At 44.9% G+C, this 14298-nt stretch carries 14 protein-coding genes; 6 read left to right on the top strand and 8 right to left on the bottom strand.

Annotation, left to right across the window (positions count from 1 at the left end; all coding sequences use genetic code 11):
* Positions 1 to 51 precede the first annotated feature (51 nt).
* From K7B07_RS07110 to K7B07_RS07075, 8 genes are all read right to left on the bottom strand, one after another.
* Entirely contained in the window at positions 52 to 636 is a 585-nt protein-coding gene (locus tag K7B07_RS07110; RefSeq protein ID WP_223708542.1) for a TlpA family protein disulfide reductase, read from the bottom strand.
* A gap of 70 nt (positions 637 to 706) precedes the next feature.
* Positions 707 to 1738 carry a BtrH-related acyltransferase DarH gene (gene darH, locus K7B07_RS07105; protein ID WP_223708541.1) on the bottom strand — a complete coding sequence of 344 codons (1032 nt, stop codon included), beginning with the start codon at positions 1736 to 1738 and terminating at the stop codon, positions 707 to 709.
* Between the two features lie 79 nt (positions 1739 to 1817).
* Positions 1818 to 2225 carry a flexirubin biosynthesis protein DarG gene (DarG, locus tag K7B07_RS07100; protein WP_223708540.1) on the bottom strand — a complete coding sequence of 136 codons (408 nt, stop codon included), beginning with the start codon at positions 2223 to 2225 and terminating at the stop codon, positions 1818 to 1820.
* On the bottom strand, positions 2222 to 2527 hold the full coding sequence (locus tag K7B07_RS07095; protein WP_223708539.1) for a type II toxin-antitoxin system RelE/ParE family toxin: 306 nt from the start codon (positions 2525 to 2527) through the stop codon (positions 2222 to 2224). The genes DarG and K7B07_RS07095 overlap by 4 nt, the downstream gene beginning before the upstream one ends.
* Positions 2524 to 2778 (bottom strand): hypothetical protein, encoded by a 255-nt coding sequence (locus K7B07_RS07090; RefSeq protein WP_223708538.1) that lies wholly within the window; start codon positions 2776 to 2778, stop codon positions 2524 to 2526. The genes K7B07_RS07095 and K7B07_RS07090 overlap by 4 nt, the downstream gene beginning before the upstream one ends.
* A 176-nt stretch (positions 2779 to 2954) precedes the next feature.
* Complete coding sequence (gene darB / locus K7B07_RS07085; RefSeq protein ID WP_223708537.1) at positions 2955 to 4103, bottom strand: dialkylresorcinol biosynthesis protein DarB; 1149 nt, start codon at positions 4101 to 4103, stop codon at positions 2955 to 2957.
* A gap of 105 nt (positions 4104 to 4208) precedes the next feature.
* Positions 4209 to 5132 (bottom strand): hypothetical protein, encoded by a 924-nt coding sequence (locus K7B07_RS07080; RefSeq protein ID WP_223708536.1) that lies wholly within the window; start codon positions 5130 to 5132, stop codon positions 4209 to 4211.
* A 7-nt stretch (positions 5133 to 5139) separates the two neighbouring features.
* Entirely contained in the window at positions 5140 to 5622 is a 483-nt protein-coding gene (locus K7B07_RS07075; RefSeq protein ID WP_223708535.1) for a hypothetical protein, read from the bottom strand.
* Between the two features lie 267 nt (positions 5623 to 5889).
* On the opposite strand from K7B07_RS07075, the gene K7B07_RS07070 reads away from it, so the two are divergent.
* The 6 genes from K7B07_RS07070 to K7B07_RS07045 all read left to right on the top strand — a co-directional run bounded on the left by K7B07_RS07070 (position 5890) and on the right by K7B07_RS07045 (position 14296).
* Positions 5890 to 7743, top strand: coding sequence for a type VI secretion system Vgr family protein (locus K7B07_RS07070; RefSeq protein WP_223708534.1), 1854 nt, complete (start codon positions 5890 to 5892; stop codon positions 7741 to 7743).
* A gap of 2 nt (positions 7744 to 7745) precedes the next feature.
* A complete protein-coding gene (locus tag K7B07_RS07065) occupies positions 7746 to 9134 on the top strand; it encodes a zinc metalloprotease (RefSeq protein WP_223708533.1) in 1389 nt (462 codons plus the stop codon).
* 125 nt (positions 9135 to 9259) lie between these two features.
* The gene (locus K7B07_RS07060; protein WP_223708532.1) at positions 9260 to 9820 is read left to right on the top strand and encodes a hypothetical protein; all 561 of its coding nucleotides are present in this window, start codon (positions 9260 to 9262) and stop codon (positions 9818 to 9820) included.
* Between the two features lie 40 nt (positions 9821 to 9860).
* Complete coding sequence (locus tag K7B07_RS07055) at positions 9861 to 10703, top strand: hypothetical protein (protein WP_223708531.1); 843 nt, start codon at positions 9861 to 9863, stop codon at positions 10701 to 10703.
* A gap of 58 nt (positions 10704 to 10761) precedes the next feature.
* A complete protein-coding gene (locus K7B07_RS07050; protein WP_223708530.1) occupies positions 10762 to 11238 on the top strand; it encodes a DUF4280 domain-containing protein in 477 nt (158 codons plus the stop codon).
* A 4-nt stretch (positions 11239 to 11242) separates the two neighbouring features.
* A complete protein-coding gene (locus tag K7B07_RS07045) occupies positions 11243 to 14296 on the top strand; it encodes a hypothetical protein (RefSeq protein WP_223708528.1) in 3054 nt (1017 codons plus the stop codon).
* Positions 14297 to 14298: the final 2 nt, after the last annotated feature.

The following is a 14298-nucleotide window of genomic DNA, read 5'->3' as shown; positions in this document are numbered from 1 at the left end:
GATAACAGCTTTTAGCTTTCACCAGCTTTCTCCATCCTCATGTCTCGGTTCTCAGTTCCCCAACCCTTCCAAAAACTCCCGGAATTTCTTACTGTTATAATCAGCAACCCCTTCGTGGTGATAGACCAGGGTTCCTGTTTTGTCAAGTACAAGCGTGGTGGGCAGGGTACCATTATACCAGGAGGTCGGTATTGCTCCCCGGACGGAGGATACCGGAAGCCCGAGCCGTTTCTCTTTCAGGAAGGCCATAGCTTTGGGCAGGTCATTATCGGCATCCACCAAAAGAAAAACTATAGCGGGATTGTTTTTAAAAGAAGTGTACAATTCATTGATGGCGGGCATTTCCGCAATACAGAGCGGGCACCAGGTGGCCCAGAAGTTAATGAACACCACCTTTCCTCTTAAGGATTTCAGGGTGTGGGTTTCGCCGGTTGCGGCGACAAACTGTACGGATGCTGCAGCGGCTTCAGATGCCGGGACGTTGTTGGCCGTGACCTGGGGCTGAAAAAAGCCCGCTTTCATCAGTCCGCGGATGGCCCATGCTTTAAATTCCGGGAAGACAAAAAGCGCCACTGCAAAAGCCAGCAGACCAATCGTGAGTGCATTGGATACTATTTTCTTTTTTGATGCTTCCACAGCGCGTATTTTTAGGGATAACACCTTGTTTCAGGAATTGTTGCATACCTGCCGCGCTCATGCCCAGCAATTACTTTACTTTTCCGATCAGTGCTTTCAATTGTTGAAAAGCCTGTTTTTCCAGCGCGGATATTTCAATCAGCCGGTCGCCCATATTGTCGTAATCGGCCTGGGTATTCAGCCGGCCTTTGTAGATGCCTGAGGCCTGGATGGCCGCATCTCTCCATTTATCACCGGTAGCGGTAAATTGTTTGGAGATATCAAACAGTTCGTCATTTTTTAAATAGGGATGTGCCTGTTGCAGGAAGGCGCCGTAGATAAACCGGAAGCCGCCGCCGCCGGTGCCGATCTCTTCCTGCATCCGCACCAGCTGGGCCAGATAACTGCGGGCTTTTTCATCTCCCAGTTTGGTTTTCCATTTTTTAATCTGCCTGCCGGTATACGCAATACCGCTCACACCACCGAACGAACCGGGAATATGCAGCATATCCCGGCAGTTGCGTTTGATACCGGTAATAATGGCCCTGCGCAGTTGCTCATCGGTGGCCTCTGTTAAATTGTCGCCGGGGTAGTAGAGCTGACCCCGCGGGGCAAAAGCTCCCTTGGCAAAACGTACCCGTTCCAGTTCATAACTGTTCATGGTAACCAGTCCTTCCATAATGGGATCGCTGATCACATAGTTATCATCCTGTTTATCTACCACGATCAGGTTATGCGCGTTAAAATGAAAGCGGTATTCTTTCGGAAAATAGGTGAGATAAAATACGCCCACCTGACAGGCGGTGGGTCTTCCGGCCGCCAGCCGTTCGTCCAGGTCGGCCATGGCTTTTTGACGGGAGCTGTATTTTTTCCGGGTTACCGGTATCCCCAGCGACTTGCAGGTGCGCTTAAAGATCAATCCCGGCATGGTACGGAACGAAATGGCCGGACCCCCGTTTACTTTCATAAACGGCAGCTGGATATAAAACAGCCCCGAGCCAATGCCAAAGGCCAGGGGTTCGGTTAATTTATGTACGCCATAATGACCCAGTAACGCAGTAGTAACGCCATTCTCGCAATGAGCCGCCTGGAGATGTTTGAAATTTGATGTCTGAAGTTCCAAGTGTGTTGTTTATATGTAGTGAGAAGTGAATGGTAAATAGCAGGTACAGGAATCCATCCCGCTTGCTACCTGCTGTTCCCTATTCACTTTGTTTAAACGGATTTTTTAATTCCTCCACGCTCACTTCAAAAAGTGCCGCGTATTTTTTCAGTTTATTTTCCGGAAGTTTTTGAAAACCGGTCGGGGTCAGGTGTTTTTTTATCGTCCATTTCCAGTAGCCGGTATAAGAGGCCAGGATATTCAGGTCCATGATCTTTTTTTCCATAAAATACAGGATAGGACTGGCGGCACCGGAGAGCACTTTTTGTTTGGCCGCCTCGATCTTCGCCTCTACATCCTGCCAGGCCACATTCAGGGCTTCGGTTTTTACCTCCCAGCCGGTGCTCTGTCCCGTGGAGTAGTTGCCGTTTTCATCAACCACATATGTAAGCTCTTTGGCGATCTTGCCAAGGGCTCCATTGTCTTGCGGGATCTCTTCTTTTTTCATTTTTTTCCGTACTTTTTTGCAGGATTGCGGCTCGTATGAAATACAGATACGATGATTAACCGGTTTGACTTTTCATCGAGTCTGTAAATGATTAAATAGGGGAATACATCAATTGCAGTTTCACGATATAAACGATATCTTTTAGGGTATCGTTTGGGCGCTTCTTCTAATTGTTTAACTTTTTGGAATATCTCTTTCTCAAATCGGTCTCCTAACTGAGCCTGCTGCTTTTCATACCATGCCCAGGCTTCTATAAACTCCCTTCTGGCCCGGTTAGAATACTCCGCCTGATACCCCATCATTTCGCTTTTATCCTCTTGTGTCTCAGCTGCTGTAATTCTTTCTGAATTTCAAAAGAGGAGTGGGTTTTGGCTTTTCCAGACACAGCAGCCTCATATTCTTTGTCTAATGCCGCCACAAATTCCTTATCTTCAAACCACTGGTATTCGGTTGTGATCTCCTCTTCCAAAAGGGTATATATCGCCTTCACTTTTTTATCATCAGCAAAACGTATATAGTCCTGCAATTTATTCCTGATAGCCGCTGTTGTCATTATAAATTCCTTTCCTACGAAGTTAAGAATTTTAAGGAAAAAGCGTTTTTTGTCTGTCCGGAACCAGTCCGGAATGAAACCGTACAGGATGTTTAAAATTCCGCGGCTTTACAGACCGAAATAAAAAAGTGAAAAACAAAACGTTCTCCACTTCTGATTTTTAGGTATTTAGATTTTTATACCGCCGTCAGCAAGGCATACATATAGCTGAAACGGGAGCTTTCCGGCACCAGCAGGAACACTTTATCCCCCTTTTTCAGCTTGCCGCTGTTGAACAATTCGTCCACCATAAAATACACGGAAGCCGCACCCACATTCCCTACCTGGCTCAGGTTCACAAACCATTTTTCATAGGGTATATGATGCCCCAGTTTGATATGCTCTTCGTATATTTTATCTTTAAAGAAGTTGCTGCTCATATGCGGCAGGTACCAGGTAATATCATCCGGGTTCAGTCCGCGGCGCTCAAACAGTTCCGGCAATATCTTTCCGCCCAGGGGTACGATGTTCGGACTCAGCAATTTTACATCCTGTTTAATGCTGAGCACGGATTTCTCATTTTGTGCTTCATGATCAAATTCCAGCCAGCTTTTCAGGTGTCCGTCTCCCTGTTTTTCCGCTCCCATATACATACAGGCTTCCATATAATCGGCATAGGAAATGCCTTCCATCCATTCGATCTTCAGGCTCAGTCCTTCCTCGTTCTTTTTATTGGAGATCAGGAAAGCAGAAGCACCATCCGACAGCATCCAGCGTAAAAATTCCTTGTCAAAGCTGATATAGGGGTTTTCCGCCAGCGCCTCCAGCTTATGCACTTCATCTTCAAACTGGTTGGCCACCAGCGAGGCCGAAAACCGCTCGGAGCCGGTGGCAACCGCAGTGGCGGCATCGCCGGTCTTTACTGATAAATAGGCATACTTTAAGGCGTGCATGCCTGCGCAGCACACACCGCTGGGGGATACCACCTCAATGGAACCCAGCTCCGGCAGCCAGCCGTGCACCATTACGGCATGTGAAGGCATCATCTGGTCCGGCGACGAAGTACCACAGGAGAGCACATCAATCTGTTTTGCACCTTCCGGGTCGTTCCTGAATAATTCCTTGATCGCTGCAGCAGTTAACTGGGCGTTGGTATGTGTGATCTTACCGCCTTTTTCCAGCGCATAGTAACGGTTGGTGATGGCGTTGTTCCTCAAAACAATTCGCCGGGATTTGGAGGGTTTTCCATTGATATAACCCAGGTATTCCTCCATCTCGTCATTGGATACCGGGTTGTTGGGGAAATAATGAGAAGTACGGTTAATATAAACGTCGTTCAAATTCATAATGTTTTTTAATCATTTATTTTTTATGGGCCCGGCTGCAGAACAGGTTTCAGCATCCTTGCGTCGCACGCTGCAGCTGCAGCACTGCTATTGGCCAATACGCGGTTAAATCTTTTCCCTCCATTCCACACCTGCATAATAATCCATCTGCCGCCGGATCTTTTTCTGGCTGAACGGGCGCACCAGGATCAAATCTACTAATAAAATAATAGGAGAAGCGACCAGCAACGCCACCGCAAGATAATATTTATAGGCAACAAGTATTTTTTTTCTGTTCTGCGGATGTTTATTGATAATGGCTACCCATTTCCTGAATATTTTCCCCGCTTTGCGCTCAATGAACATCAGGGAGTATTTAACAACCACGGCCTTCTGTTTTACCAGCTCCGGCTGCAGGTCCTGCCATTGCGGATTTCCGGCCTGCAGGAACCGGTTTACCGTAGCTCCGAAAACGGAGGCATTGGCAATATCGGCCGGCGCCACACCCGGTTTGGGGAAAATGCCCCATTTGCGGTCCTTTCTGCCCGTACCCAGCCAGTGAAAAATGGTAAAATAGCTGAGATGGTTGAGGTGCCGGTCAAACAGGGCGATATTGCCCACCAGCCGGGCGCCCGCATCAACGAGGAGTTTTTTGTTCTTTTCCTGGGCATTGATCCACATATTGCGGCAGCCGCAGATGGTGATCAGCGGCGTATTGTTTATAAGTGCTTTAAAGCGCTCATCCTGTAATATAGAACTGATGGGGATGCTGGGCGACAGGTTCCAGGGCTGCCAGGCCAGGATCACCAGGTCGTAATGTTGCTTCGGCACCGACCAGGGTTCCAGGGCTGTCGGGATCACCTCCACCGATTCGGGCACGGTGTCAAAGAAAACGGGTATGCTCCAGGGGAAGGGAAACTGATGCCGGGTCCGCACCTGCAGAAAATCCACCGTAACCCCGTCCGCAAGCAGCGGTTGTAAAAATGAATCAAGGATCTCCTTTGTTTGTCCTGATTGTGTAAAGTAAACCGCTAAAACATTCTTGCTCATACCTGAATTATAAAAAGCCCGACAGTGATTTTGATTTTTTACTGTAATTTTTTACACTTTGCTGTGTAACAGCCGGTAACGATGCAAACTGATCCCGGATCATTTTGCTGTCTTCCGCAATGTTCCTGGAATATCCCAGTGATTTAGGCGCATTTTCCTGGATCATCAGGCGGAGAAAACGGAATTCTGCTTCCTTGGGGTGTGCGGCAATGGCCGCTTCCAGTTTTTTATGTCCCTGTTTAAACGTTGAGAGCTTTTTGGCGGGTATGGTCACCAGACCGGCTTTCCGCATCTCAAGGGCACCGGTAAAGGCAGGGGCTTCCGCAGGGCTGGCATAGGCATTCACCTGGCTGATCTGCGCATCGATCGCTTTTACAGAACTGCCGGCCAGCGCATTATAAAATGCTGACTTTGATTGAGCTGTAACGGTATTGATACTCAGGAACAGCAGGGTCAGGATACCAGTAACTATTAAAAACTGCCTCGTCATAAATAAAGTTTGCAAAGGTAACGGAATATTTGAGAGTACGATGGGGTTTTGCCGATTTCCCCGGTGGGCCGGATACTTTCAAACCGTACTATCTTTTTAAGGATGCAATTATAGAAACAGCCGTTGGACGGGCGGTTTTTTTTAATTGTTAAAACATCTTTGGGTGTGCATCCAAAAAATTGATATGATACAAGTTTTTTATGTAATAAATACATTATTTTTACTTTAGAATATAACTTTTATTTCGTCACAGACAATATCTTATGTATGGCGCAATTAACCGAACCTATGTTCAGCATCAATGGTGTGCCGTTGATGCAGTTTACCTCCTTTGCCCTCAACCAAAGCATTTTTTCCCATCATGAATTTACTTTAATATGTCCGGCCCAGTCGATCGATGGCACTTCCGGGATGTTCACGTCTTCCAAAGAAATGATCGGCGGAAGCTTCGGTGCACGGATTACGGGTATTGGCCTGAAAGGAACACTGCTGTTCAATGGGATTATAACCGGGATAGAAACCGCCCGTTTTACCGGACATCACGGTGATGTGATCATCCGCGGATATAGCCCCACTATTGTACTGGACAGCGGGCCGCACTGCAAAAGCTGGGAAAAAAAGGCCCTGAAGAACATTGCACAGGATGTGCTGAAATTCTTTCCCCAGAACCTGCTGGAGCCTAAGGTACAACCACTATATGGTGAAACCCTGGCCTATACCGTGCAGTATAAGGAAACGGCCTGGCAGTTTTTGCAACGCCTCACCGGAAGTTATGGAGAATGGCTGTTCTGGGACGGACGCAGCCTGGTGATAGGGCCGCCACGGGGCGCGGAAAAAACAGAGCTCATCTATGGCCGGCACCTGAGCAGCTTTAACGTGTCTATGGAGGCGCGTGCCACCCAGCAGCAGTTAATGGGCTGGGACTATCTGAACAGCCAGGTATATACCAGTGAGCCACAGGGGGTGGAGCAAAAAGCCGGTCTGAACCCCTGGGGGGAGCAGGCGTATAAGGCCTCGCAAACGGTATACGGAACACAGCCCAAACAATGGAATAATAAATTTCTGACCAATAAAAAACAACAGGACGACCTGGTGACGCTGCGCAGTGCAGTGGAAAGCAGCAAACTGGTACAGTTCCGGGGACAGAGCGGTCACCCGGGCGTAATGCTGGGCGGCCGTGTGGAAGTGAGTGGCAGCAATGTATTCAGTGCCGCTTCCGAGGGGTATGGAGAATACCTGATAACAGCAGTAAGTCATCATGTGGACGGACAGGGACATTATGAAAATCATTTTACGGCGGTGCCCTCAAGCATCAAAGTAGCGCCCATTACTGTTCCCCGGGATCCTGTATGTGAAACACAAAGTGCGATTGTAACCGATAATAACGACTATAACGGTCTGGGCCGGGTACGGGTGAAATTCCACTGGATGAACGGTTCGGAGAAAACGCCCTGGATCCGCGTTACCAGTCCGCACGGCGGGGGAGAAAAAGGACATTTCTTTATACCCGAGATCGGCGAGGAAGTGATGGTGGGCTTTGAAAGTGAAAGTCCCACAAAGCCCTATGTGATCGGTACGGTATACCACGGAAGCGCCAATACCAGCTTCAGCAATGCGGGCAACGATATAAAAACCATCCGGACACGGAGCGGTCATATGGTAGAGTTTAGTGATGCCGGATCCGGTACGCATATCATTATCCGGGATCCCGGGGGCAACGAGATTTACCTGGACACCACGGGGAAAAATATAACAATAACAGCTCCTGAGACAATGACCTTTAATGCAAAGAACATGCATTTTAATGTAACGGAGAATATGACAAGCACCATCGGCAAGGACAAAGCGACCAGTGTTGGCCAGAACCAGACGGTGTCGATCGGTAAAGACCATGTGCATACTACGGGCCGGCTGAATACGGTTACCGTCGGCGGTGACAGCATGTTAAACATCAGCGGAAAACTCACAGAAATGATCGAAGGTGATGTACATTCCGAAGCAAAACAGGAGCGTGTTGAGTCCAGTCATGGAGATTTTAATCTCAGTTCCAAACAAAGTTTACTCAAGCATGCACAAAAAGTAGTGCAGAACAACAGCGGTGAAAACGGAAAAGCGAACTAATCATGAGCAGGACAAGAATTGTAAAAGGAATTTATACCAAGATTACGCACGGGAACCACAATATGTATTCCCGGGAGAACATCAATTCCTTTGCAGGCAGCGTGGTTAAAGAAAAAGGAGAAGATGAAGGGGTAAGCTATGGTGATCCTGAAGATCCGCCGGCGCAGGAGCTGAAAGCAAAGTGTATCGTCCAGTTTCGTCCGCACGCCAAATACGACGGGGAGTTTGGCTTCGATTGGGTACGGATGGGAGATACGGGCGCCAAGGGCGATACCTGGTACCGGGATATTCTGGGCCAGGTACTTTATAAAAAAGATGCCCAGGGGTATGAAGATTGGTGTTCCCCCATATTTAAGCAGGAAACAAAAGTCTATGATCGGTTTGTAATGGAGTTTGACCGCTTTACTGTTCCCTGGAAGATGAATGGACGATATGCTTTTGTATACGCCATCCCGTATTTATCACTGCTGCCCACTTATACGGCAAAACTGAATATAAAAGTGGAGGTGGAAGAGGAGCCCGAGAAGTACGAACTGGAATATGACAACAGCTATTTCGATATCTCCTTGCTGAAAGAAATTCCCACACAAAAGGGCAAGCATGATATGCCTTCCGCAGTGGAAATTAAGTGCAAGGAGTATTTTGAAACGGATCAGAAAATAAATGTGTATGCCGTAAAAGAAGACAGCAAAGAACTGGCCGGCAGGATCATTGTAAAAAAGAACGATAAGAAATTTCATAAGGAAATAAAAGTGTTGTTTGTCAAAATTCAGTGTCCGACAAAAAAAGCATCGACGGCCGGAGAAGCGGAAATACTGAAAAAGTTTATGCGGCAGGCGTATGTAAATGTGAATCTGCAAAACACGGTCCTGGACCTGCCCGCCGATTTTGATTTTGAAGAATGGTATAACGATTATGCGAAGGGTGGCCCTGAAAATTTGATGAATTACCTGAACCAGATGCTGAGCATGAAAAGAAACAAAGCAGGTAAGTCATTTGGTCATACGTTTGATTCTTTTTTCAGGATATTTTTCCTTCCGGATGTATGCACTATAGAAAGCTGTGGCGGCAAAGGCTGGTTACTGGGGCATTCCGAAGACATTCCCAAAGGGAAATTAAAAAAAGGCGGCAAGCGGTACAGTATTTTGATTTTTGATAAAAAGAAAACAGCCGCCGAAACAAAATCGTCCACCAAGGTAGATGAAAGTACGGTAGCGCATGAACTCCTGCATTGCATCGGGTTCTGGCATACATTTCTAAACCCGAGCAGGTATACTTTTAAGGAATACTCCACAGATAATGTTATGGATTATTATTCCTCCAAGACAAAAATTATTGCAAAACAATTGTATAAATGGCAATGGGACCAGGTACACCAAATCTTACCATAACGTTTAAGCTGTTTTTAGTAATAGCTGTCTGCGGCCTGTGCTTAAGCTGTAAAAGCCAGGCCGGGTCATCAGAAAAGAACGTGTTGCCGCTACCTGTAACGAAGGACAGTTTAAAAAATGCTGTTATGAAGAAGTTCAACATAGACGCGTACGAAGAAAAACTAAAGAAGAATCCGGAATATGAGGGCTACACGGAGAAGGACGGAACGGAGATTTCAGAATATTACCGATTACGTCCAGATGCAACTACAGACGCATTCGACCGGAAGCAGGTGGAAACCTATACAAGGATTGAATCGCGGCCGGATGCCTACAGAACAGCCTACCTCTTTAACAGGGAAGGAAACCTGATCAGCGTGGCCCATTATTTCTCAACAGCGCTCGAAATCGGAATCTGGCAGCAATTTGACAGTACTGGAAAGTTAACCGGAGAGACGGATAAAGACAAGGAATATCCTTTTGCATTAAAGGATGTAATTGAGTTTGGGAAAAAGCACCAGGTGGATTTTTCAAAAACAGGTCGTGTCAGGAGAGGATATGATAGCGTTTATAAGGCAAATGTGTGGAACCTGCGATGGACCGTAGATGAAAAAGTGCCCGAGCCGTATCAGCAGTTATTTACGCTGGATGGTACAACGGGCAAGGTGCTGGAAGAAAAAAAAGAGGGCCCGCCCCGGCGTTTGTAGCGGTCCCTGATAATATAAACAGTAAAAAGGTTATTCTGACGTGAGCTCCGTTAACAAAGAAAAAATATTTATTTCAAACCTGACGGGGTTAGGTATGCGTAGCTATGGCGTCTCTGTAAAATATTACGAAGGGACAGAATTCAATCCTCACAAGCGGATTGATTATAACGCTGCAATAACACTGGCGGAGCATGAGTCGGGGTTCCTGATGCGTTTAAATAAACAGGAAGTATTCTTTAACCAACATGAACCGGATACCATCAGCGAGCGGTTCGCTGCTGTGATTTCCCGGTCGTTATATCCTGTGGAAACGGTGATTGACGGATGGGGTAAGCAGGTTGCCGGAATTGTGAATCACCAGGAGATCTTAAACCGGTGGGAAAATAATAAGCGGCAGCTTTTAGAGAAATATGAGGGACCCGTTGTAAGTGATTTCACAGCAGCAGCAGACCGGAAAATCGCAACTAGTTCTTTATTGCAACGGTCGATGGATTATGATCTGTTCTGGAATTTGTTTTTTCATCCGAAGTATATGGCTTATTCGGAAAAATACATGCAGCCGGCAGATCTTTATTTATCAGTAATTCCTTACCGTTCCCCGGTCAGATTCCCGGGAATGCAAAGAATTATACCGCAGGTAACGGAATACGGATCTATAGAAGTAAAATTTGTTTCAGAAGAACAGGAGGCACCGGAGGAACTATTGCCGGAAGCTAAAAAAGAAACCCCATGCTTTATGAAGGCAACAGTGAGTTTTGATCTGGATGTGAAACATCATTTTGCGATGCACACAAATGCAGTACTGGAGATCTATCAGCAGGAGGGTAAGTATACAGCAATACCGGTGAAGAAACTGCAGTTTGTTATGTATCAGATGATGTAGCGACCTGCATACAGGCACAGGTATAAACTTTATTGGACGGACTTAAAAAAACACAACAATGGCTCAAAAAGAAAAAGTGGTTCATGGCGCTCTTTGCAAATGCCAGTTTGGAACCACTCCGGATAAGCTGGCGGTGCTCACCCATAAGAAATGGTATGCCAATGATAAGGAAGGCAGCGAAAAGTTGCTGGCGACCCATAAGGACATCGGCGTTCCGTTTCAGAGCAAAACCTTTGGCTCCTGTAAAAAGATGAACAATAGTGCCTGTGTACCAAGCATTACAAAATGGGAGGGGTATTACGAAAAAGAAAAGTATGATCCCCCCGGGGGATATGTGCTGGTAGAGGATTGTAAGGCTACCTGCGCTGTTGCCGGTACGGCTTGTATTGAGATCGTCAAGAGCGGTCAGATAGGAAAGCCCACGAAAAAGAATATGGAAAATGCCGATCCGGAACAGCAGGCGAATGTGAATCCATTAGTGAATATGAAAGAAATGAACAAGATTGATCCGTATGATTTTTTGAACATAAACTAATATTATGTCCAAGGTTATAAAATGTAAGTTTGACAATAGTGTCTTTAATAATCCCCTCCTGGATAAATTTAGTAAAGGATATGTAGAAAAGGGACAGACAATATCTGTAAGAGAAGGATCCAAGATACGGTTTTATGTAGATGAGAGTTGTTTTGATGACGCTGTTTTATCGAAGGAAACAAAATGGGCATTTATTTATGAACAATATTACAATAGCGGCAGCTCAAAAAATTACAATACACTTTGGGCAGATATAGGTGGAGAAATCAGCAGTGCCAACAATACGCCTATTGATAAAGCTCCGGATGTCGGAGAGCTTATGGCAAAAAAGGAAAGTAATGCGCCTGTAGCGGCTTTGGGTATCGGTACACAATACAAAAAGGGAGCAGAATTTTTCATTTCTCCTGCTGGTGCCAATTATTATTATGGATTTAAACAGAGAGTTGTAGTATTTACTGATAATCCCGAGCAAGAGTTTTATTTCTTTATAATACCGTATACATATCCCAATATCACCTATTCGTATTTTGATAAAAATATCAAACCTTTTCGATTTGGCGATATTGTTAGTTTGACGATTTGTTTTCATCAGTATCCAGATTATGTTTTAGGGAAGGAAACTTATTTCGCAAATATTTATCTTTTAGATAAGGATGAAGCGGTAAAATTCACTACCCGTAAAAATGCTTCCGGCGAACTTGAAAGCCAGACGGATGAACTTACGGATGCGGATTTATTTAAGGGTAAGCATAAGGGAGCAGAATTGAACCCAAGTGCCAGCAGTAATAATATAAATACGTATAAGGTATTTAATTTCCCATTAAGTTTAGAATGGCGCGATCACAATCCCGGAAAGAAACAGCGATACTTTGTTCCGGTGGTAGAGGTTTTTCAGGTGGAGAAAGGGGTGTTTATTGATTCAAAAAAAATTGTTGATTATAGAAATTTTGCGGAGGTTCCTACATCTGGACTGATGCAATATGATCAGAAATTAATAGGAATAGAAATCGTCAAAACCTACCAGGATCAGCCCAACAGCGAGATTTTGGTTGAATATGAAACAACGGATGAAATACTCTCCAGAGTGGAGCGGGAAAAAGGAGAAATGATCCAGTATATTGGAGACATTCAATATAAAAGGAAAGAGAATAATCCTTGTGCTTATTCTATGATCAGCATTAAAGAAGGAAAGGGAACGCCGGTTGTTGTTTTTGATGAGTTTGAACTAAAAGATTCCGTTGATGACAAAACGGAGAAAGTGGCTTTTTCGATTGTAGCAGGAGAAACGGAAAAGAAAGAAGTAACCGTTACCGCCAAGTATAAAGAAAAACCAGGTGCGACTGAAGAATCCATTCACATTGGCAGTAAGTATAAATGTGAAAGGGTCTTAAATGATGACAAGGCCCATAGCAGTAGTGCGGAAGTATTTAAAATGCAGTGGATTGTCGGTCAGATGAAGCCATCGAAGGAAACTGGGTTTTATATAGAAAATTTTTTGAATTATTATCAGCCCAGCCTGCTGGCACCTTCAAATGCTGCGAAAGCCGGAGTTTTAAGACCGGTGACGAAACGGAAGGAATATAAAGATGACCAGGAGGCAAAGGGAGTACCCAAATCTGAAGCAGAGCAGGAGAAGTATAAAGCAGTAACCGTTTCGGGAGTGCAGGGCCTTTTAGACAGCGATTATTCAATAAACGGGGATTCTATTACGCTAAAACTGGCATATAACTTTTACAAAACTTATGATAATGAAGTGTTGGACTACCTGGCAACCCAAGACTATCTGGAAGGGGGAATTGTGTCTGATAACTTTAAAAATATCTGGATTGTCCGATATTTGATAAAGCTTATCAAAAAAGAAGATTTGGCACAAACCTACTTTGTTCCTGTTACTACCTGCCGTTATCCCAATCAAATTGCATTGATTAAAGTATACCCCTCGATGAGTTGGGTGATAAACTTTAATTACGCTATAAAAACTCCCCTATACTATGAGGCTACAACCGAGTTAATGGAGCATTATAGCAGGTTCAACGAGGGCGAGGTTAATACGAGTAACAATAACACCAGAAAAGGAATTGCAAATAAAATCGTATCAAATGGGTTACAGCAATATGTAGGCCGGAATACGACATTTGGACTTTATGTGGAATGTAAAGTCGGAGACGGCGGTGTCATTAAACTGGGGGATGAGTTTGGTGAAAAATTCCGAACCATGTTGGCGCCTCTTTTGTGGATTGCTCAAAAGCTGGATGGCGACATGGGAATAAATGCTGCAAGGCAGGAAGAAACCAGGCTAAGGGCTACAAATAAGGGAATCCTCGCAAGATTAAGCAAACTTCCAATGAGTTTTACCCTGGATCTTCCGAAGATTGGTGTTGGTGTGGGGATTAAGTCAGCATCCCAAAATGGTGTGTTAACTTATGAACTCGATGGGCGGTTAATAGCGAATCCGGTAATAGAAGCAAATGTAAAATTGGACATTTTGGCTTTGGGAAGTAAATTTAAGCCCTGGGGAGCCATTATAGATGCATTGGATCTGGCAAGCTGGCTGGCGAATTTGGTTAGCGGAGGAAGATTAGAGATTAATTATGAATTATACGTTTCTTTAACGGCTAAAATAAGTCTGGTAGGGAGTGATTCAAAAGATGGCACTGTTACGGAGGCAAAAGTAAAATATAATTTTGCCACTAAAAAGTATACCGGTACTATCGCATTGCAGGGAGTGTTGGAAGGTGCAATTGTTTTTAGCGCCAGTTTGCAATATAAAATCAACTATGAGAAGGGACGCCAGGTTTCGCTGGTTGATGATAATGAAAAGAAAAAGAAAGCATTTGAGCTGGGGATAGAAATTGAAGGGAAAACAATGGTATCGTATACGGTTGGAAAAGAGTTTGGCAACGGAGGCTCCTGGGATACTGATTTTTATTTTTCAGGCTTTACTTTAAGTATAAAAATTAAGGCAGGAGGGTTTAATAAAGAAGAAAAAGACTTGCCATTAATTCCCAAAGTAAATAAAACAATAAATATTTTTAAAAATGCCGGCGAGTATAAATAATC

Source organism: Niabella beijingensis (assembly GCF_020034665.1).
In the GTDB taxonomy this organism is placed as follows: Bacteria; Bacteroidota; Bacteroidia; order Chitinophagales; family Chitinophagaceae; genus Niabella; species Niabella beijingensis.
Note: the sequence above shows the minus strand (reverse complement) of the source record. Positions and strands in the feature narration are given on the sequence as shown.